The following is a 20,322-nucleotide window of genomic DNA, read 5'->3' as shown; positions in this document are numbered from 1 at the left end:
CACGATTTCCATCAGCCACATCTCACGACAGGAGAATACGCATGGATATCACGACATTTCGCGCCACGCAGGAGCCGATCAAGGATCTTTATCGCAAGGATGCGCGCGCGGCACTTCTTACGCTGAAGGCCAAGGGCAGTGCCGACGACTCCAAGGTCACCTGCAAGGTCGAGACAGGACGTGGGCTCGCGCTGGCGGGTATCCATCCGAAGGCCGGGGGCAGCGGGCAGGAGCTTTGTTCCGGCGACATGCTGCTGGAAGCCCTTGTCGCATGCGCCGGCGTCTCGATGAGGGCGGCGGCCGCCGTTCTCGAAATACCGATCAAGTCGGCCGAAATCTCCGCCGAGGGCGACGTCGATCTTCGCGGCACGCTCGGCGTCACCGAAGGTGTGCCGGTCGGCTTCAAGGAGATCCGCCTGCGGTTCGACATCGAGACCGACGTTGCGCAAGACCGGCTGACTGACCTGCTCGAGCTCACCGATCGCTACTGCGTGATCTTCCAGACGATCCAGCGCAGTCCCAAGACCTTCGTGAAGCTTCACAAAGTCGTGCGGTAATCGCGCCCTGCCCGGAATCCTAAACTTTGGGGATTCCGGGCTGGGCCTGAGCGCGGCCTCACTGAATGCAGCTTGGCTGAATGCAGCTGGTCGCGCCAAGCGTTATCCCTTCACGTAGCCCATTGCCTCGACAATCTGCCCGTCCGCCACGCGCATCAGGTTGACGCCGCGGATGGAATTGCCGTCGGCCATCCAATAGCGCCAGCGGATCGTCGCCCGGTCGCCGGCGACGAAGGTTTCTTCGATGTCGAAGCGCGTGCCGGGTCCGGTCGCGATCGCCGACCACAGTTCGACGCAGGCGCCCTTGCCGATGCGGCGGGCGCCGTCCGGGGCCGGCGTGGTGTTCTCGATCACGCAGTCTTCCGCCACCAGATCGTCGAGCGCCGATGGGTCGTGGCGCTGGAAGACGTCGTTGTAGCGTCGCATGATCTCGGCCGTTTCGGCGGAGCGTTTGGCCGCGGCGATGTCGATGATGAGTTCCTGTGTCATTGGATATTCCTTTCCCTTCAGTGATCAGTAGCGGTTTCGATGAGGCGGGCCTTGAGCGTGATCACGGCGACGCCGGCCAGCGCCCGCGATACGAGGCAGGTCTCCTTGGCCGTCTGTGCCAGCCGCTCGAAATCCCCCTCCGCCAGCCCGGCGACGCTTGCCTCGGTCTCCAGCTCGATACGGGTCAGCGTCGGCCCGGCCGCGGTGGCGCCGAGATGAACTTTCGCGATCGTGTGGATGCGCGCGGGAGTGTAGCCTTCGCGGCCGAGAATGGCGCTTAGCGCCATCGAGAAGCAGCCGGCATGCGCCGCCGCAATCAATTCCTCCGGGTTGGTGCCGGGACCGTTCTCGAAACGCGACGGGAAGGAGTAGGCGCCTTCGAAGACGCCGCTACCTAGCCTCAGCCGGCCCGAACCTTCTTTCAACGATCCCTGCCATTGAGCTTCTGCTTCACGAATGGTCATTGCGTCTCTCCTTTTAGTTTGAGGCTCGATCGAATTTTGGGGGTGAACCAGTCAGGCGCCGTCGACGACCACTTTCCCGAAGACGTCGCCTTGCTGGAAATAGCGATAGGCGTCTTGGGCCTCGTCGAAGGCGAACACCTTGTCGATGACAGGCTTAAGCCGATGCACCGAGATGCCGCGCAGCATGGCTTCGAGGTTGGTGCGATTGCCGACGAACAGCCGGCTGATGGTGGCGAGGCTGCGCTGGTAGACCGGGCCGGGGATCTGCACCGTCCCGCCTTTCGCATCCTGTATGGTCAGAAGCACGATGCGCCCGTAAAGCGCGCAGGCGATCATCGATTGCGCAAAGGTCGGCGGGCCGCCGGTCTCGACGACGAGGTCGATGCCGCCGGTCTGCTCGCGCACCGCAGCACCCCATTCCGGCATGCCGGCTGTCGAGACGACGAGGTCGGCGCCCAGCGCCCGCAGCCGGTCCAGCTTCTCGCTGCGCGAACTGACGGCCACGACCCGGCAGCCGAGCAGCTTGGCGAATTGCAGCGCAAACAGCGCGACGCCTCCTGAACCGATGACAAGAATCCATTGGCCGGGCTTCGGCATCTCGGCCGCCGTCACCGCATTCCAGGCGGTCAGGCCGGCGCAGGTCAGCGTCGCCGCTTGATGCCAGTCGAGATGATCGGGAAGCCGCACCGCCCATTGCTCATCGAGCACCGCGTATTCGGTCAGCATCCCGTCCAGCGTGCAACCGAGCTGGTCGATCAGCCCGGCATTGATGCGGCCGTCGATCCAGCGCGCAAAATAGCTGCCGGTGATGCGGTCGCCGACGGCGAAGCGGGTGACGGAATCGCCGACGGCAACGACTTCGCCGGCACCGTCGCTCAGCGGGATAACGCCCTGGCGTGGCGCCAGTGGATAGTTGCCGTTGAGGATCATCGTGTCGCGGCGGTTGAGCGAAGCGGCGCGCACACGCACGGCGATCTCGTGTTGCTTCGGCGCCGGCTGCGCCTCGTCGCGCCTCACTAGGCGTTCGATTCCGCCGGTTCCTTCAAGGCGATAACTATGCATATCGGCCTTCTCTTTCGAATATGTAGACTGATCTACATATTATGTAGACCGATTGCTATATTCGAGGCAAGGCCTATAGTGTTCACTCCTGACAGAGGTTGACATGGCGAACGACACCCGCACCCGCATGATCGAGACGACGGCGCGGCTGCTGAGGCAGCGCGGCTACCACGGCACGTCGCTCAACGACATCTTGAGCGCCTCAGGCGCACCGAGAGGCTCGCTCTACTTTCACTTTCCGGGCGGCAAGGACCAATTGGTCATCGAGGTGACGCGCGACAGCGTCGCCGATGTCACGCAGAGGCTGGACGCCGCGCTCGCCGCCGAAAAGGACCCGGCGGTGGCTGTCCACCACATCTACCAGTCGGTCGCGCGCATGCTGGAAGACAACCAGTTCACGCTCGGTTGCCCGATCGCGCCCGTGGTGCTGGACTCGCCGGCAGACGTGCCGGAACTGGCCGAATTGTGCCGCTCGGCTTTCGAGCAGTGGATAGGCTTGCTCAGGGCCGCCTTCGTCAGGGCAGGGGTGCCCGAGCGCCGCGCGCACGCGCTCGCATTGCTGGTCGAATCATCGCTGGAAGGGCTGATGGTGATCGCACGCGCCACCCACGACCGTGCCCCTGTGCTGGCAGTAGCCGATGAAGTCGCGGCGCTGATTGAGGGTGCATTGCCTGCCAAAATCTCACCCTCGCGGCGGATTGACGCCGCCGTCTGAGCGGGCAAACCGCTAAGCAAAGCAAACAAAAAGGGCGACCTCTCGGCCGCCCTTTCCGTATCTGAAGGTAGATGGGCTGGACTAGAAATCCATGCCGCCACTCAAGCCCGCTTGCGGGCTTGAGCAACGTGAGTTCAAGGGCGTGCTTTATGGACTTCTTAGAAGTCCATGCCGCCCATGCCGCCCATGCCGCCGCCGCCCATGCCGCCAGGCATGCCGCCGCCAGCCGACTCCTTCTTCGGAGCCTCCGCGATCATGGCTTCGGTGGTGACCAGGAGGCCGGCGACCGAGGCCGCGTCCTGCAGAGCCGTGCGCACAACCTTGACCGGATCGACGATACCCATGGCGATCATGTCGCCATATTCGCCGGTCTGGGCGTTGTAGCCGAAGGTCGCGCCCTTGTTCTCGAGGATCTTGCCGGCAACGATCGATGCTTCCGCACCGGCGTTGGACGCGATCTGGCGGGCCGGAGCCTGTAGCGCGCGACGCACGATGGCGATGCCCGCGGTCTGGTCGGAGTTGGCACCGGTTGCCTTGATGGTCAGCGAGGCGCGCAGCAGTGCGACGCCGCCGCCGGGAACGATGCCTTCTTCGACGGCCGCACGGGTCGCGTTGAGGGCGTCATCGACGCGGTCCTTCTTTTCCTTGACTTCCACTTCGGTCGCACCGCCGACGCGGATCACGGCAACGCCGCCCGCCAGCTTGGCGAGACGTTCCTGCAGCTTCTCCTTGTCGTAGTCCGAGGTGGTCTCCTCGATCTGCTGCTTGATCTGGGCGACGCGGCCCTGGATCTCGGCCTTCTTGCCGGCGCCGTCGACGATGGTGGTGTTCTCCTTGGAGATCGACACCTTCTTGGCGCGGCCGAGCATGTTGAGGCCGACATTCTCGAGCTTGATGCCGAGGTCTTCGGAGATGACCTGGCCGCCGGTGAGAATGGCGATGTCTTCCAGCATGGCCTTGCGGCGGTCGCCGAAGCCCGGCGCCTTGACGGCAGCGATCTTCAGGCCGCCACGCAGCTTGTTGACGACCAGCGTGGCAAGGGCCTCACCTTCGACGTCTTCGGAGATGATGACCAGCGGCTTCGAGGTCTGCACGACAGCCTCGAGGATCGGCAGCATGGCCTGCAGGTTGGAGAGCTTCTTCTCGTGGAGGAGGATGTAGGCGTCTTCCAGATCCGCAACCATCTTTTCGGCGTTGGTGACGAAGTAGGGCGAGAGATAGCCGCGGTCGAACTGCATGCCTTCGACGACTTCGAGCTCGGTCTCGGCGGTCTTGGCCTCCTCGACGGTAATGACGCCCTCATTGCCGACCTTCTGCATCGCTTCAGCGATCATCGAGCCGACCGAAGCATCGCCATTGCCGGCGATGGTGCCGACCTGGGCAACCTCTTCCGAGGTCTTGATCTTCTTGGCGTTCTTGATCAGCGTCGCGACGACGTCGGCGACGGCGAGGTCGATGCCGCGCTTGAGGTCCATCGGGTTCATGCCGGCGGCAACCGCCTTGTGGCCTTCCTGGACGATCGACTGCGCCAGAACGGTCGCGGTCGTGGTGCCGTCGCCGGCGATGTCGTTGGTCTTCGAAGCAACTTCGCGGACCATCTGCGCGCCCATGTTCTCGAACTTGTCTTCAAGCTCGATTTCCTTGGCGACGGTAACGCCGTCCTTGGTGATGCGCGGTGCGCCGAACGACTTGTCGATGACGACGTTGCGGCCCTTGGGGCCGAGCGTGACCTTCACCGCGTCGGCGAGGATGTTGACGCCGCGCAGCATGCGCTCACGAGCGTCGCGGGAGAATTTTACGTCTTTGGCAGCCATTTTTAGCTCCTGGCAGGGGCTTGGATTAAGCCCGAAGATTTAAATGAGGGTGAGGCCGATATTCAGCCGATGATGCCCATAATGTCGGATTCCTTCATGATCAGAAGGTCTTCGCCATTGAGCTTGACTTCGGTGCCCGACCACTTGCCGAACAGGATGCGGTCGCCGGCCTTGACGTCCAGCGGGACGAGCTTGCCGGCTTCGTCGCGGGCGCCGGAACCGACGGCGATGATCTCGCCTTCCTGCGGCTTTTCCTTAGCCGTATCGGGGATGATGATCCCGCCCGCGGTCTTGGATTCGGATTCGACCCGACGAACGACCACGCGGTCATGAAGCGGGCGGAACTTCGACTTTGCCATTTTTTATTCCTCGATGAGAATGGTGAGAACAGTTCCTCCGTCCGGCGGCGCCGGACATGTGGTTAGCACTCATCTTGGGGGAGTGCTAACGTGGCGCTGAAATAGGCTGGCAGCTCGCGCGAGTCAAGACGCCCGGTGGGCATCCTCAGGACGATTGCTTCAAACGGATACTTGACTAAGTCAACTAAATGGCTGATCTTGCCGGGCAGGAGGATGCCATGACCATTCATCATCACCCAGGCAAGGAGCGGATCGACGCGGTGCGGGCCTTCAACCGCTTCTACACCCGCCAGATCGGGCTGCTCGACGAAGGGCTGCTGAAAAGCACCTTCTCGCTGACCGAGGCGCGGGTGCTCTACGAGCTGGCGCATCGCGATGGCCTGACCGCCACCGAGCTTGCGCGCGATCTCGGCCTCGATGCCGGTTATCTCAGCCGGCTGCTGAAGAAGTTCGAGAAGCGTGATCTGGTCGAGCGCGCCACGATTGAGGCGGATGCGCGGCGCTCGTCGATCGCGCTGACCAAGGCCGGGCGGCAGGCCTTCGCCCCGCTGAACCAGGGTTCGCACGAACAGGTCGCGGCTTTGCTCGAACGGCTTTCGGCTGCCGAACAGGACAGGCTGGTCAGGGCCATGCAGACGGTGCAGCGTCTACTGGGCGGAAGTGCCGAGCCCAGAATTCCCTATATGCTGCGGCCTCTGCAAGTCGGCGACATCGGCTGGATCATCCATCGCCAGGGCCTGCTCTACGCGCAGGAATATGGCTGGGACGAAACCTATGAAGCGCTGGTCGCCGAAATCCTCGGTGCCTTCGTCAAATCCTTTGATCCGAAATGGGAAAGCAGCTGGATCGCCGAGCGGGAAGGGGAGGTCGTCGGCTCGGTCTTCGTCGTGCACCAGTCGGACGAGGTGGCGAAGTTGCGCCTGCTCTATGTCGAGCCTTCGGCGCGCAGCCTCGGCATCGGCAGGCGGCTGGTCGAGGAATGCATCGGCTTTGCTCGAACCAAGGGTTATAGGACACTGACGCTGTGGACCAACGACGTGCTCACCTCGGCGCGCCGCATCTACGAGGCGGCCGGGTTCAAGCTGACCGACGAGGAGCGCCACCATTCCTTCGGCAAGGACCTTGTCGGCCAGAATTGGAATTTGGAGTTATAGCAGCGCCGCAGAATTTCGAGCATCGGCCTGCGGTCGCTCAGGTCGCAGGCTTAATGTTTTGGTTCAAGCGAAAGAGATTGGTGGGGTCATACTTGTTTTTTAGCGCGGCCAGCCTCGGATAATTCTCGCCGTAAGCCGCCAGAACCCGATCAATGCCCTCTTCGCCGAGATTATTGGCGTAGACGCCGCCGGTCGAGAACGGTCTCATTGCATCCCACAGGTCACGCGCCCATCGGATGTGCATTTCGTCGTCAGACGGATTGTCCCAGATCGATATCGGGAAGCAATCGTAAAGAGCATCTCGGTTGGCATAGGGCGTTTCATCCATCGGTACTCGCGAGATGGCGCCGCCAACCTGCTGCAGGACCAGAAGCGACTCGCGGGGTGCGGTCATGTAAGCCGCAAGCATGGCATCGATCGCCTGATCTGTGATTTCGCGCATGAACTGCGCCTTCCAGTAGTAGCGCCGCCCGCGCGGAAAGAGGCTATCCCCGGCCGATTGAATTTGAAGATAGGGGACAGGAGCAATCTGGCACTCAACCGGCGTGCCATATTCTCTCAGAGGTTGAATGATTTGCTGGCCCTCCTCGAGTGGGCCGATGTAGCACGCCGATATGCTGAAGAAGCGTTCGCCCGAGGGCGCCGTCACAAGTGCTGCATCCAGGCTCAGCTCATCCGGGGCGCCGCTCGAGAATGCATGATAGAACCGCATCGCATCGCGTGCCTCTTCGTAGCGGTATAGCATCGATCCCGCGATGAGGAGCGGACCCACGGGATGGAGCTTGTATTCGAAGGTCGTGACTATTCCGAAATTGCCACCGCCGCCCCGGATGCCCCAGAACAAATCTGCATATTCGGCCGCGTTTGCCGTGAGCAACCGGCCGTCCGCCGTCACGATTTCGACAGCGACAAGGTTGTCGCAGCTCAGTCCATGTTTGCGGCCAAGCTTGCCGAACCCCCCGCCGAGTGTCAGTCCGGCTATGCCGGTATCCGCGTTGACACCCATGGTCGTCGCAAGACCATGGACCTGAGTGGCTGCGTCGAACTCGCCCAGGTTCAAGCCGGCTTCTGCGCGCGCAACACGGCGGATCGGGTCGACTTCGATCCGCTTCATGCGGGACACATCGATCACCACGCCGCCGTCGCATACCGAACTGCCGGCGACGTTATGGCCACCGGCGCGGACGGCGACGAGGAAGCCTTGCGATCGGGCGAAGTTGACCGCCGTGACGACATCGCTGGATTCGGCGCAATAGAACACAGCCGCCGGCCTCTTATCGACCATGCCATTCCAAACTCTGCGCGCCTGGTCATAGCCAGGGTCGTCCCGAAGGATCAGATCGCCGCGAATCGCCTGCCTGAGCCGAGCGATGTCCGGCGCCTGCAACGTCGGCTCGGAACCGTCCATAAGCTTGAACATGCTCATCGACCCTTCGTGATCCGGCACGGTTGGACAGGCCGCTTTCGTTCACCGACATGCGCCGGACCACAATGATCTCATGCGGCGCCATTCGCTGCAAAATCGAATATCTCAGTCGCTGGATGAGCTAAATTCATCTAAACTGCGTGGATGAGAAAACTTCCGCCGCTCGGATCGCTTCGCGCCTTCGAAGCCGCTGCCAGGCTGATGAGCTTCAGGAAGGCCGCGACGGAACTCGGAGTGACGCCGACGGCCATCAGCCACCAGATTCGACTGCTGGAGGAGGTCTGTGGGCAACTGCTGTTCCGGCGGCGCCCACGACCGCTCGTGCTCACAGGCGTGGGCGAACGGCTATTCCCGGTAATTTGCAGCGGCTTCGACGCTTTCGCTGCGGCAATCGCATCAGCCTCGGCCGGTGTTGGCCAACGCCCGTTGCGCGTGACGAGCCCAAATGCATTTGCCAGCCGATGGCTTGTTCCGCGCCTGTCGAAGTGGCGCGAACAGCATCCGAACATTCCCTTGGAGATCATCGGGACAGACGCCGTTCTGGACCTGCAAGCCGGTGACGCCGACGTTGCGATCCGCTATGCGCGCAGGATGCCGCGGGACGTTCCCGCGCAGGAAATTTTTCGGGACGCATTCTTTCCGGTATGCAGCCCGGATCTGTTCGCAGGAGGCGACCGACAGATCGAGCGCGCCGCCGATCTGCTGCAATACCCGCTCATCCATTTCAATTGGACGAACCGCGACCCGGAAGCGCCGACTTGGCAGCGATGGCTGGCAATCGCACGCTCGATCGATCCCAGCATCCCGAATGCCAACCGGGCATGGGACTTGAGTTTCCGCGAAGAGCTGCACGCGATTGACGCGGTAGCGGCAGGCCAAGGCATCGCTATCTGCAGCGATGTGGTCGTCAGTGGCGAACTCGAGGCTGGCAGGCTGGTCAAGGCACATGATCTCTCTCTGCCAGGCTATGGCTTTTACCTTGCTGGCGTAGCCAATCACCCCCGACAAGCGCATATCGAAGCCTTTTCAGCCTGGGTGAGATCGATAGTCTGAGCATCTGAACGCCGATCTTCCGCATGCTCGTCACAAGCGCCCGGCGTAATAAATTGCTAACCACGATCGCCCTGCACCGATTGCCATGCACACTTACCGGCTTCTGGCACAATCGGGCTCCTTGAATTATGAGCACGCTTATTATATATGTCGCTCATGGTTTCCGACGGCATCGACAGATTGGGCTTTCTGATCCACGACGTGCAGCGCCTGATGCGCAAGCGCTTCGAGGCGCGCGCCAGTGGTTTCGGCCTTTCTTCGGCGCAATGGCGACTTCTGGTACGTGTCGCCAAGGAGGCGGGGGTCGCGCAGGCGCGGCTTGCCGAGCTTCTCGAAATCGAGCCGATCAGCGTCTCGCGTCTTGTCGATCGAATGGAGGAGGGCGGCTGGATCGAGCGCCGTCCCGACGCAACCGACAGGCGAGTGCGCATGATTTTCCCGACCGCCAAGGCGAACGCGGCCTACGCCCACGTCAAGAGCCTTGCCGGCGAGGTCTATGAGGAATCGCTCGTCGGCGTTTCGCCGGAAGATCGCCGCGTCCTGGTCAAGGCGCTGGAAACAATGGTGCAGAATCTTGCAGATGGTGAGACGCCGCCCTCGGAAAAAACGAAGAATACGGAAGGCGCAGCAGCATGAACGCGGTAGCCAAACTAGATGAGAATGCGGCCAAGCTGGAGATGGAAGCTCCCGCGAAGCCGGCGGCAGCTCCGGTAACGGTCGCTCCGCAGGTAGCTCCGGCGCCGGTGGTGCCGAAGAAGAAGCGCCGTGCCGGCCGCTTCCTTTTGATGTTTGTGCTGCCCGCTGCGTTGATCGCCGGCGGCAGCTATGTCTGGGTGACCGGCGGCCGCTATCAGGAGACCGAGAACGCCAATCTGCAGCAGGCCAAGGTGTCGATAGCCGCCGATACGGCGGGCCGCATCGTTCAGGTCGACATTTTCGACAACCAGTCTGTCAAGCAGGGCGACGTGTTGTTCGCCATCGATCCCGAGCCCTATCGGATCGCGTTGGCCCAGGCCGACGCGGCGGTGGCCGGCGCGCGGCTCAATGTCGAGCAACTGCGTGCGGCCTACAGCCAGGCGCTGGCGCAGGAGAAGTCCGACGAAAGCCAGGTCCAGTACGCGCAGTCGCAATATGACCGCGCCGCCGACCTTGCCCAGAAGGGCATCAACGCCAAGTCGTCGCTGGACGAAGCCAAGAACGACCTCGACAAGGCCAAGCAGCAGCTGGCCGTAGCCCAGCAGGGGATCGTCAGCGCCAAGGCGGCACTTGGCGGCAATCCCGATATCGAAACCGACAAGCATCCGACGGTAATGGCGGCGCTCGCCGCACGCGACAAGGCGGCTTACGATCTGGTCCAGACCAAGGTCAAGGCGCCTGCCGACGGCATCATCAGCCAGGCCGCTTCGTTCAAGGTCGGCCAGTATGTCGGTTCGGGCACGCCGCTGTTTTCGCTGGTCGAGACCGGCGACACCTGGGTCGACGCCAATTTCAAGGAAACCCAGCTCACCGACATGAAGCCAGGCCAGAAGGCCGAAATCGTGGTCGATGCCTATCCAGGCAAGACGTTCGAAGCCACCGTCAAGGCGATCGGCGCCGGCACCGGGGCCGAGTTCTCGCTGCTGCCTGCGCAGAACGCCACCGGCAACTGGGTCAAGGTCACGCAGCGCATTCCGGTCCGCCTGGAATTGGCCGATGCCGACGCCAAGGCGGCGCTGCGCACCGGCATGAGCGCTACGGTCACGGTGGACACCGGCGTTTCCCGCGGGCTGCCGAGCATTTTCCGCGGCGCCACGGCAGGCGAGGCCAAGTAAGGAGGCCGAACAGCGGCCGCATAGCAAACAGTGAGATGGAAGCAGGATTGATCCGAAGAAGGCGCAGGAAAAGTTGAATGCGTAAACGGGCTGCGCTGTAGCCTGCCTGAGCAGACAACTCGGCGCAGGATCTTCGGTCCTCAGGTTTCCGGGCGGCGGGCGTCCGCTTGTCGAGACGCTCAGTTGATGTAACCCCCACATCGATGCTCGCGTCCCACCGCGATGAGGGTCTCTCTACGGCGAGGGCCTCGCCGTCCGGAAACCTAATGTACACGTTTTTGTTACCTGCTGGAAGTTTTACGTCATGAGCAGCCCAGAACCCTTTCGCGAAGTACCGCACCGCGGCCTGATCACAGTCGCGCTCATGCTTGCGACGATCATGCAGGCGCTCGACACGACGATCGCCAACGTTGCGCTGCCGACCATGACCGGCGATCTCGGCGCCTCCCCCGACAACATCAACTGGGTGCTGACCTCCTACATCGTTGCCGCCGCGATCATGACGCCGGTGACCGGCTGGCTTGCCGACCGCTTCGGTCGCAAGGAGTTGTTCCTGACGGCCGTGGTCGGCTTCACCGTCTTCTCCATGCTGTGCGGCATCGCCTGGAGCCTGGAGACCATCGTTTTGTTCCGGCTCATGCAAGGCGTGTTCGGCGCCGCCATCGTGCCGCTGTCGCAGACCTTCTTGCTCGACATCAACCCTAGGGAACGCCACGGCCAAGCCATGGCCATCTGGGGCGCCGGCATCATGCTGGGACCGATCCTTGGCCCGACGCTGGGTGGCTGGCTGACCGAGAACTTCAACTGGCGCTGGGTGTTCTTCATCAACCTGCCGGTCGGCATCATCGCCTTCCTCGGCATGGCGGCGTATCTTCCCAGCGTTGCCCGGCGGGTGCGCAGCTTCGATTTCTTCGGCTTCACCATGCTCTCGCTCGGTGTCGGCGCGCTGCAGCTGATGCTCGATCGCGGCGGCGAGGTCGACTGGTTTTCCTCGATCGAGATATGGATCGAGCTCGGTCTTTCCATCACCGGCTTCTGGGTGTTCACCATCCACACATTGACGGCGGAGCACCCCTTTATCGACCCGAAGATCTTCCTCGATCGCAATTTCGTCACCGGGCTGGCGTTCATCTTTGTCATGGGCGTGCTCATCTTGGCGAGCATGTCGCTGCTGCCGCCAATGCTGTCGACCATCTTCGGCTATCCGACCCTCACCATCGGCATTGTCCTGGGACCGCGCGGTGTCGGCACGATGATCGCGATGCTGTTCGTCGGGCGGATCATGCACAGGATCGACGCCAGGATCCTCGTCGTCATCGGCTTTCTGCTGACCGCGCAGTCGCTCTACACGATGTCCAGCTTCTCGCCGCAGATGGACGACTGGCTAATCCTCAGTTCCGGCGTCATCCAGGGCCTGGGAATGGGCATGGTGTTCGTGCCGCTGTCGACCGTAGCCTTCGCCACGCTTGACGCACGCTTCCGTACCGATGCCACGGCGTTGTTCAGCCTGGTGCGCAATCTTGGCTCGTCGATCGGCGTGTCGGTGGTGACGGTTCTGCTGGTACGCAACACGCAGATCAACCATGCCGAGCTTTCGGCCTACATCAATCCGTTCAATCCCAACCTCTGGGCGGCATCGCCGGCAGCGGCGGGCGGCGATCCGACGGCGCTGTCACTGATGGATCGCATGGTCAATGTCCAGGCGATGATGATCTCCTACGTCAATGACTTCAAGCTGCTGATGATGATGACGCTGCTTGCCATTCCATTTGTTTTCCTGCTGCGCAAGCCAAAGGCCGCGCCGCCCGCCGGTGGGGCGCCTGCCGCGCATATGGACTAAGCCTCAGGGCTTACGGCAACCACGACCGGCTCGAGGCTTCCGTTGGCTGTCCCGGTCGCGTCGGCGTTGAGCTAGGTTCACCTGCCATTAGTATATCCGGACCAATATGCACTCGCTTTTGGGTTGAAGGCGAGCCTCCATTGCTTGCCTCAAGCATCAGCGGGAGGAATTGTGTTTGGCCACGAAATCATCCAGGCAAACCGCCGAAGCGCCCGAGTCTGCCAATCTGACGACGTTGGCAAAACTGGCGACCACCTCGTACGAAGTCCTCGAGCGCGAACTTCGCTCCACGATTGCGGCGCTTCAGGACCAGGCATTGCGGTTCCAGACCGCGATAGAGAACATCTCGCAAGGCATCTGTTTCTTTGACGCCGATGAACGGCTGATCCTGTGCAACCGACGCTACGCGGAAATCTATCGCCTTGCACCGGAGCAATTGCAGCCGGGTGTGGCGCTGCGCGAAATCGTCGAGCGGCGCGTCGCTGTCGGGACCTCGGCAATGAATGCGGACGCCTATCTGGGGTTGGCCCGGGCAGTCAATTCGGGCACGGCTTCGGGGAACTGGACAGCCGAGCTCGCCGATGGCCGGACAATTCAGGTCTGCCATCAACCGATGCCTGACGGCGGCTGGGTGGCCACCCACGAGGACATCAGCGAGCTCAGCGCCAATCGCTTGGTCGTTGACGAGCGTATCTCCTTGCAGACGCTGATCGACCTGGTGCCTGACTACATGTGGGTGAAGGACACCGAAAGCCGCTTCGTCGTCGCGAACCGAGCCATTGCGTCCGATAGCGGTCGGGACAGCACGAGCGACATGATCGGTCTGAGCGACTTCGACCTTCATGCGCCGGAACTTGCGCAGAAGTTTCGCCATATCGAGCAGCAACTGATGCGCGACGGACAGCCGATGATCGACGAGGAGGAGTTCGTCGTCGATGCGTCAGGCACCGGCAAATGGTTCCTGTCGACGAAACTGCCATTGCGCAACGTTCAAAACAACATTTTCGGCCTCGTCGGCATTGCCCGCGACATCACTGCGCGCAAGCAGGCCGAAATCCTGCGCGACGGGCAGGCGCATATCCTCGAGATGATCGCAAAGAGCGCTCCCCTCGAAGATGTGCTCGAGCGGCTCATGCGTCTGGTCGAATCCCAACTGGCGGGGATATTCGGTTCGGTCTTGCTGCTCGACAAGGATGGCAGCCACTTGCGTCACGCCGCCGCGCCCAGCCTGGCGAGAGACTACACCGACGCCGTCGACGGCGCCGCGGTCGGCCCCGGAGCAGGGTCTTGCGGAACCGCAGTCTATCGGCGCGAGCCGGTGATCGTCGCTGACATCATGCACGATCCGCTTTGGCAGGATTATCGCGAACTCGCGCGGCCGCACGGTTTGCGTTCATGCTGGTCGACCCCGATCCTGTCGCATCAGGGCGCCGTGCTTGGCGTCTTTGCGATGTATTCGATGACGGTGCGCGAACCGACCGAGGCCGAGACTCGCCTCATCGATTTCACCACGCGCATCGCCGGGATCGCCATCGAACGCAAACAGGCCGAAGACCGGATCCACTTCATGGCCAACCATGACGTGCTGACCGGGCTTCCCAATCGCGCCTTGTTGGAGGATCGGCTTTCACAGGCGGTCTTGTACGCCCAGCGATACGATCGCTGGGTGACGGTGGTGTTCATCGATCTGGACAATTTCAAATTCGTCAACGACACGCTCGGCCACAATGCCGGCGACGAGCTTCTGAAGACCGTCGCTAGCCGCATGGTCGACTGCGTAAGGGCGACCGATACCGTCGTGCGGCTTGGCGGTGACGAATTCGTCATCGTGCTGTTCGACCAGCCGGCGAACGTCGATCTCGTTTCCGAGACGTTGCAAAAGCTCAGGGCTGCACTCGCCGAGCCGGTTCGGCTCGGAGCACATCTGGTGCGGGCGACGGCCAGCATCGGCATTGCCAACTATCCCAAGGATGGAACGGATCCCGATACGCTGCTGGCAAATGCCGATGCGGCCATGTATCGCGCCAAGGAGTTCGGCCGCGACAATTTCCAGTTTTACGCTCCGGAGTTCAACACCAGGGCGCATGAAAAATTCGTGCTTCAGGAAGAGTTGCGAAACGCCTTGGCGCGTTCGGAATTCACGCTGCTCTACCAGCCGCAGGTGGACCTTCGGTCAGGTCGGGTTTTTGCGGTCGAGGCGCTGATACGCTGGAACCATCCAACGCTTGGCACGGTAATGCCGACGATGTTCATACCGACCGCCGAGGAGACAGGTCTGATCGTACCGATCGGCGACTGGGTTCTGCGTGAGGCGTGCCGGCAGAACAAAGCCTGGCAAGACGCGGGACTGCCGCCCTTGACCGTTTGCGTGAATGTGTCGGCGCGGCAATTCAGGGAGCGCAACCTGATCGATCGCATCGTCAGCGCGCTGAAGGGCAGCGGCCTGGAGGCCAGGTATCTCGAGCTGGAGGTGACCGAGAGCCTGATCATGCAGGATATCGAGCTGGCGGTCGCCACCATGAACGCCCTGCAAGGCCTGGGTGTCCAGATCTCGATCGATGATTTCGGCACCGGCTATTCCAGCCTCAGCGCACTCAAGACCTTTCCCGTGGCGCGGCTGAAGATCGACAAGTCCTTCATCAAGGATCTCGCCGCCGACGAGAACGATCAGGCTGTGGCCAGCGCGGTGATTTCATTGGGGCAAAATCTCAACCTGAGGGTCATCGCCGAGGGCGTTGAGACAGATGATCAGGTGGCCTTCCTGCGCAGGAACAATTGCGACGAAATGCAAGGCTATCATTTCAGCAGACCGGTTTGTGCGCAGGACATCAAGGAGTTGCTCGGCGGCCGCAAAGACTGACGGCTCGATCATCCGGCACGGACTCCGCCGACCAAAGGCGAAACCGTGCTATCTTCCGAGCACAAGGCACCAGTAGCGAAGCGTGTTGTCGCGGCCGTCGCGTACATAGGCGAGGCCGAAGCGGGTGAAGCGCGGGTCTAGCATGTTGCGGCGGTGGCCTGGCGAATGCACCCAGATATCGAACAGCTTCTGCTGGTCGAAGCGGCCTTCGGCGATGTTCTCGGCGGCGGCGCCGGCAATGCCATTGTCTTTGACGCGCGAGGCAAAGTCCTTGCCCCAGCCGGTGGTGTGATTCATGCGGCCGCGGCGCGCCATGTAGCCGGCCTGCTGCAAGGCCGCCTGTTCGAGACGAGGATCGGCGACAAGCGGTCCAAGACCGGCTGAGGCCCGAATGCCGCTCAGGGTGCCGGCCGCGGAAGCAGAGACACCGGCGCCTTCGCCGGTGGGCAGCACGGCGGTTGCGCAGGCGGCGAGCCCGGCAAGGGCACCAAGGCCGGCAGCTCTGAGCAGCATGCGCCTGTTCAGGCTTGGTTTGCCTTCATAATTTTCAATTCTCGCAACGGTCATGCCCGCCTGACATAGCGGTGATCATGGCTTTTGCCGGGCAGGCGATTAGAATCTCGCTCAAGCCGACCCACAGCGCAACAAAAAGGGCCGAGCTCGCGGGTCGCAAGTCGCCCAGACTGTTCGTTGCGGAACCAGCAAAGTTTGCCGCTGGGTCCCCGCCTTTTATCGTGTTATGCTAATATACCCTAAAGGCCGTCCTTGAAGGGAACGGAAATGTCCGCCATGTCAACGTTGACCCGGACTTTCATTGCCGCTGTTCTTGTCGGCTGCGCACTCGTCGTGTCGTCTGCCATCGGAGCGGGAGTTACCGAGGATGTCGTGACGGGAACGCGACTCGCGGAATTGCTCCGTGCGGGGCGAAGCATCATCTCGAACTATCAGACGCTCATCAATGATCCTGCTCTTGGCGACAAGCACCTCGACGGTGAGCGCATTACGAGAGAAGCCATCGCCGCATACTCAAAACACACCGGCCACGACCCGCTTTCGGGCGGATTGACCGAGCGCGACCGGCGTCTGCTTGAGGCCCAGATTGAGGCGATGCGAGAGGTGGTGGACGAACAGCAAGATAACATCAACCGCGCGGGAACCGCTTTCAAAGGCTTCGTGCCGGCGGTGTTTGCGCGTCTGATGAATGACAAGTTCGCTGCCAAGGCCGGCAACGAAGCTCGGGTGCGCGTGACCGCGCCAGAGCAACTCGTGCGCAACCGCAAATCGCTTCCGGACGCATGGGAAGCACGGATCATCGAAAGCGTCTTGCTGGATCCGCAGAGAGCAAAGGGAGAAGCCTACACGGAAGTCACCGAGGCGGATGGGCGCCCTGCATTTCGAATGCTGCTGCCCGAATACTATACAGGCTCGTGTCTTTCCTGCCACGGCGAGCCGAAGGGCGAGATCGACGTGACAGGATACCCAAAGGAGGGCGGCAAAGCGGGCGATCTGGGAGGCGCGATAAGCATCGTCTTGTTCAAATGAGCGCTTTGGAACAATCACCGCACCGCGTGGAAACGGTATCGGCGCCGGCGAGGCCCTTTGCGCGTCCCTTTGCCAATCTACCGATTTCGGCCCGCATAGCTGCGCTGACAGCGGCCGGCCTTATCAGCCTCATCGTATCGTCAATCTTTCTCACACAGGCACTTTATCGCAGTGCAGATCGAACTGCGGAGACCAAAACATTTTTCGACGCCGCGTCCACTGCGGCTGCGGCGCACGCAACATTCGGCGAATTGCGATACTGGCTGACTGATCTGTCGGTTAGCTTGTTGATGAATTCCCAGCGTAATGCCGAGCAGGCGCGCGAGCGACTGCTGGCACATCTGGACCGCCTTTCGAAATCATCACCGGATGCGGTCAGGGAAATCCGCGTTGAGATGGATGCCTATGTCAAAACAGCGCTAGAGGCAGCAGACAGCTATACTCAAGACAACCGCATCATCGGCAACACTCTCCTCGCCGAGGCGCGTACCCACAGCGCAAACGTGGATACTGCGCTTAACAAACTCGTCGACCGAGCGAGCGCCGAGGCAGAAGCCGCTCGCAACGAGGTCGTAACGGAAACCCAGAAAACGGCGACTACTGCTGCTGTTCTGGTGGCCATCGTGGTGATGATCGGGTCGCTTCTCACCATCCTTGTTCTTCGCTCGATCGTCGGACCGTTGCGGCGGCTGAACCGGGTAATCGGAAATCTGACGGAAGGACGCTACGACGTCGAAATACAGGCAGAGGGAGGGGACGAGCTCGGCGCGATGGCGCGGACGCTTCGGCTTTTCCGGGCGAGCGCAATTGCAAAGCAACGACTGGAGGATGAGGCGGAGCGGCAAAGACGGACGATCGGAGCGGCACTCGAGGCGATTTCTGACGGATTTGTCCTGTTCGATTCGGAGGACAAGGTCCTTCTTGCCAACAGCAAATACTGCGAAATCTTTCCCGACAATGACCGAGCTACTCTGCCGGGGCAAAGCCTTCAGGATATTCTGAAAAGACGCTTGGCGAGCGGGCACGTCGACCTTGAGAGCGCGTCGCCGGAGGAATGGATTGCGACGAGGCTGCGCATCCAGAAGGATCCGGCAGGCTTCGTCCACGAGGGTCGCTTCGGAGAACGCTGGGTCCGCGTCAGCAAACGAAAGACCCCTGACGGCGGGACCGTCGCCGTTTACACCGACATCACGGAACTGAAGCAGAGAGAGGTCGAACTCGAGCGGGCCAAGAGTCATGCTGAAGCGGCAAATGAGGCCAAGAGCAGCTTCCTCGCGTCCATGAGCCACGAGCTGCGCACTCCACTGAACGCGATCATTGGCTACAGCGAGATGCTGATCGAAGAGGCGAGCGACCAGCAAATGAATGAGTTCGTGCCAGATGTGGAAAAGATCGCCGGGGCCGGTCGCCATCTCCTCGCGCTCATCAACGACATCCTCGATCTGTCGAAGATCGAGGCAAATAAGATGGCAAATTTCCTTGAGACTTTCGACGTCGCCGACTTGTTGCGCGATGTCCAGGCCACAGTCGCGCCACTGATGGCGAAAAACCGAAACAGTTTCGTTATGGACCTCGCGGGCGACCTCGGGAAGATGCATTCGGACCAGACGAAGTTGCGTCAGAACCTCTTCAATCTCCTCAGTAACGCAGCCAAGTTCACCGAGGGGGGCCGTGTAACACTGGCGATTCGACGCGAGAGGAGATCGGACGGCGACTGGCTGATATTCACAGTGTCCGACACCGGGATCGGGATGACGCCAAAGCAGCAAGAACGGCTCTTTGATGCTTTTACGCAGGCAGACGCCTCCACCACTCGCAACTACGGCGGGACGGGATTGGGCCTCAGCATAACCCGGAGTTTCTGCCGCATGATCGGAGGCGTTGTAACCGTTAAAAGCGAGTTCGGAAAAGGCTCGACTTTCACAATGGAGATTCCAGCCGAGTGCGACGAAGAACCTGGCGAGCAGAAACCCGCCGAGCCGCTGTCGTCGAGGCACTCGGAGCAGGCGGTTCTGATCATAGATGACGAACCAGCCGCCCGAACTCTCATCGCCAGGTCCTTGGCTGAGGCGGGACTGGCATCAATCGAAGCAGCAAGCGGCGAGGAAGGCATAGCCGCGGCGCGAGCGCATCGCCCGGCCGCAATCGTTCTCGACATCATCATGCCGCATCAGGACGGCTGGTCAGTGCTGCGCTCACTGAAGGGCGATAAGGAGCTCTGCGAGATTCCGGTAATCCTTGCGACGATACTTGCAGATCGCGAACTCGGCCTCTCACTCGGTGCGGTCGAATACCTCACGAAGCCGATCGACACCCAGAAGCTTATACGAACAATAGAGGCTTGCGGCGGCGGCAACCGCGATGTGCTTGTTATTGACGACGATCAAGCCTCCCGCGACTTCCTTCGGCGTATCCTGATCAAGAAGGATTGGCGGGTTCACGAGGCAAGCGATGGCCTGCGCGGCCTCAAGCTGATGAAGCGGTTGTTACCGCGTCTGGTCCTGCTTGATCTGCTGATGCCCGAAATGGACGGGTTCCAGACCCTGAACGAGATGCAGCAGGTGCCCGAGCTTCAGAACATTCCGGTCGTCGTCGTGACTTCCAAGGATTTATCGGCGGACGAGCTCAAGTGGCTTCGCGACAGGGCGGTCGCGGTTGTAATCAAGGGCGCAAATAGTCGGTCTCAGTTGGTCGAGGCCCTCGAGCGCCAGATCTTCCCACTTGGGTCGACAGGTGCCAGCATTGCCGATCGCGGAACCGCCCCAATGGCTGAAGGAAGCTAAAGATGACGAGGATCCTTCTGGTAGAAGACAACGAATTGAATCGCGACATGCTTTTGCGGCGGTTGTCACGGCGTGGGTTCGAAGTCCTCATTGCGGAAAACGGACAGTCGGGCGTGGAACTCACCGTTTCGGAAAGGCCCGATCTCATCCTCATGGATATGAGCTTGCCGGTCATGGACGGGTGGGAGGCGACCCGGCGGATCAAGGCTGATCCGGCCACCTCCGGGATCCCGATCATTGCGCTTTCTGCGCACGCGATGGCCAACGATCGCGAAATGGCACTCGAAGCAGGCTGCGATGACTACGATAGCAAGCCGGTGGACCTGTCGCGACTTGTCCAGAAAATTGAACAATTGCTTGCCGCGAATCGATGAGGCGCGGACCGACGGTTTG

At 61.5% G+C, this 20,322-nt stretch carries 18 protein-coding genes; 11 read left to right on the top strand and 7 right to left on the bottom strand.

What is annotated here, in order from left to right; translation table 11 throughout:
• Positions 1 to 41: 41 nt before the first annotated feature.
• Complete coding sequence (locus tag NKJ35_RS23290; protein WP_254820658.1) at positions 42 to 557, top strand: OsmC family protein; 516 nt, start codon at positions 42 to 44, stop codon at positions 555 to 557.
• 102 nt (positions 558 to 659) lie between these two features.
• Here NKJ35_RS23290 and NKJ35_RS23285 read toward each other — a convergent pair whose 3' ends face one another.
• Genes NKJ35_RS23285 through NKJ35_RS23275 form a run of 3 tightly spaced genes read right to left on the bottom strand, consistent with a single transcriptional unit; the run spans position 660 to position 2,572 of the window.
• Positions 660 to 1,046, bottom strand: coding sequence for a nuclear transport factor 2 family protein (locus tag NKJ35_RS23285; protein ID WP_352649702.1), 387 nt, complete (start codon positions 1,044 to 1,046; stop codon positions 660 to 662).
• A 17-nt stretch (positions 1,047 to 1,063) separates the two neighbouring features.
• Positions 1,064 to 1,510 (bottom strand): OsmC family protein, encoded by a 447-nt coding sequence (locus tag NKJ35_RS23280; RefSeq protein ID WP_352649701.1) that lies wholly within the window; start codon positions 1,508 to 1,510, stop codon positions 1,064 to 1,066.
• A 51-nt stretch (positions 1,511 to 1,561) separates the two neighbouring features.
• Complete coding sequence (locus tag NKJ35_RS23275; RefSeq protein WP_352649700.1) at positions 1,562 to 2,572, bottom strand: zinc-dependent alcohol dehydrogenase family protein; 1,011 nt, start codon at positions 2,570 to 2,572, stop codon at positions 1,562 to 1,564.
• A 103-nt stretch (positions 2,573 to 2,675) separates the two neighbouring features.
• On the opposite strand from NKJ35_RS23275, the gene NKJ35_RS23270 reads away from it, so the two are divergent.
• A complete protein-coding gene (locus tag NKJ35_RS23270) occupies positions 2,676 to 3,287 on the top strand; it encodes a TetR/AcrR family transcriptional regulator (protein ID WP_352649699.1) in 612 nt (203 codons plus the stop codon).
• Positions 3,288 to 3,445: 158 nt separating this feature from the next.
• On the opposite strand, the gene groL is transcribed toward NKJ35_RS23270, so the two are convergent.
• Both groL and groES read right to left on the bottom strand, forming a co-directional pair.
• Entirely contained in the window at positions 3,446 to 5,101 is a 1,656-nt protein-coding gene (groL, locus tag NKJ35_RS23265; RefSeq protein WP_352649698.1) for a chaperonin GroEL, read from the bottom strand.
• Positions 5,102 to 5,163: 62 nt separating this feature from the next.
• Positions 5,164 to 5,460: a co-chaperone GroES gene (groES, locus tag NKJ35_RS23260; RefSeq protein ID WP_006203049.1), complete on the bottom strand. Its 297-nt coding sequence runs from the start codon at positions 5,458 to 5,460 to the stop codon at positions 5,164 to 5,166.
• Between the two features lie 218 nt (positions 5,461 to 5,678).
• On the opposite strand from groES, the gene NKJ35_RS23255 reads away from it, so the two are divergent.
• The gene (locus tag NKJ35_RS23255) at positions 5,679 to 6,614 is read left to right on the top strand and encodes a bifunctional helix-turn-helix transcriptional regulator/GNAT family N-acetyltransferase (RefSeq protein WP_352649697.1); all 936 of its coding nucleotides are present in this window, start codon (positions 5,679 to 5,681) and stop codon (positions 6,612 to 6,614) included.
• Positions 6,615 to 6,651: 37 nt separating this feature from the next.
• Here NKJ35_RS23255 and NKJ35_RS23250 read toward each other — a convergent pair whose 3' ends face one another.
• Entirely contained in the window at positions 6,652 to 8,040 is a 1,389-nt protein-coding gene (locus tag NKJ35_RS23250) for an FAD-binding oxidoreductase (RefSeq protein WP_352649696.1), read from the bottom strand.
• Positions 8,041 to 8,184: 144 nt separating this feature from the next.
• Between NKJ35_RS23250 and NKJ35_RS23245 the strand changes: the two genes are divergently transcribed.
• The 5 genes from NKJ35_RS23245 to NKJ35_RS23225 all read left to right on the top strand — a co-directional run bounded on the left by NKJ35_RS23245 (position 8,185) and on the right by NKJ35_RS23225 (position 15,604).
• A complete protein-coding gene (locus NKJ35_RS23245) occupies positions 8,185 to 9,093 on the top strand; it encodes a LysR substrate-binding domain-containing protein (protein WP_352649695.1) in 909 nt (302 codons plus the stop codon).
• A gap of 156 nt (positions 9,094 to 9,249) precedes the next feature.
• Positions 9,250 to 9,729 (top strand): MarR family winged helix-turn-helix transcriptional regulator, encoded by a 480-nt coding sequence (locus NKJ35_RS23240; RefSeq protein ID WP_352479968.1) that lies wholly within the window; start codon positions 9,250 to 9,252, stop codon positions 9,727 to 9,729.
• Positions 9,726 to 10,904, top strand: coding sequence for an HlyD family secretion protein (locus NKJ35_RS23235; protein ID WP_352649694.1), 1,179 nt, complete (start codon positions 9,726 to 9,728; stop codon positions 10,902 to 10,904). The genes NKJ35_RS23240 and NKJ35_RS23235 overlap by 4 nt, the downstream gene beginning before the upstream one ends.
• Before the next feature lie 304 nt (positions 10,905 to 11,208).
• Positions 11,209 to 12,744, top strand: coding sequence for a DHA2 family efflux MFS transporter permease subunit (locus NKJ35_RS23230; RefSeq protein ID WP_352479893.1), 1,536 nt, complete (start codon positions 11,209 to 11,211; stop codon positions 12,742 to 12,744).
• A gap of 175 nt (positions 12,745 to 12,919) precedes the next feature.
• Positions 12,920 to 15,604 carry an EAL domain-containing protein gene (locus NKJ35_RS23225; protein WP_352649693.1) on the top strand — a complete coding sequence of 895 codons (2,685 nt, stop codon included), beginning with the start codon at positions 12,920 to 12,922 and terminating at the stop codon, positions 15,602 to 15,604.
• Positions 15,605 to 15,652: 48 nt separating this feature from the next.
• Here NKJ35_RS23225 and NKJ35_RS23220 read toward each other — a convergent pair whose 3' ends face one another.
• Entirely contained in the window at positions 15,653 to 16,171 is a 519-nt protein-coding gene (locus NKJ35_RS23220) for a CAP domain-containing protein (RefSeq protein ID WP_023717111.1), read from the bottom strand.
• Positions 16,172 to 16,384: 213 nt separating this feature from the next.
• On the opposite strand from NKJ35_RS23220, the gene NKJ35_RS23215 reads away from it, so the two are divergent.
• From NKJ35_RS23215 to NKJ35_RS23205, 3 genes are read left to right on the top strand one after another with little or no spacing between them, the layout of a single operon-like run.
• Positions 16,385 to 17,146 carry a Tll0287-like domain-containing protein gene (locus NKJ35_RS23215; protein ID WP_023717112.1) on the top strand — a complete coding sequence of 254 codons (762 nt, stop codon included), beginning with the start codon at positions 16,385 to 16,387 and terminating at the stop codon, positions 17,144 to 17,146.
• Positions 17,143 to 19,929 (top strand): ATP-binding response regulator, encoded by a 2,787-nt coding sequence (locus tag NKJ35_RS23210; RefSeq protein WP_352649692.1) that lies wholly within the window; start codon positions 17,143 to 17,145, stop codon positions 19,927 to 19,929. The genes NKJ35_RS23215 and NKJ35_RS23210 overlap by 4 nt, the downstream gene beginning before the upstream one ends.
• A gap of 2 nt (positions 19,930 to 19,931) precedes the next feature.
• The gene (locus tag NKJ35_RS23205; RefSeq protein WP_023717114.1) at positions 19,932 to 20,303 is read left to right on the top strand and encodes a response regulator; all 372 of its coding nucleotides are present in this window, start codon (positions 19,932 to 19,934) and stop codon (positions 20,301 to 20,303) included.
• Positions 20,304 to 20,322: the final 19 nt, after the last annotated feature.

Origin of the sequence: Mesorhizobium sp. M0136, assembly GCF_040322515.1 — a bacterium.
Classification (GTDB): domain Bacteria; phylum Pseudomonadota; class Alphaproteobacteria; order Rhizobiales; family Rhizobiaceae; genus Mesorhizobium.
Note: the sequence above shows the minus strand (reverse complement) of the source record. Positions and strands in the feature narration are given on the sequence as shown.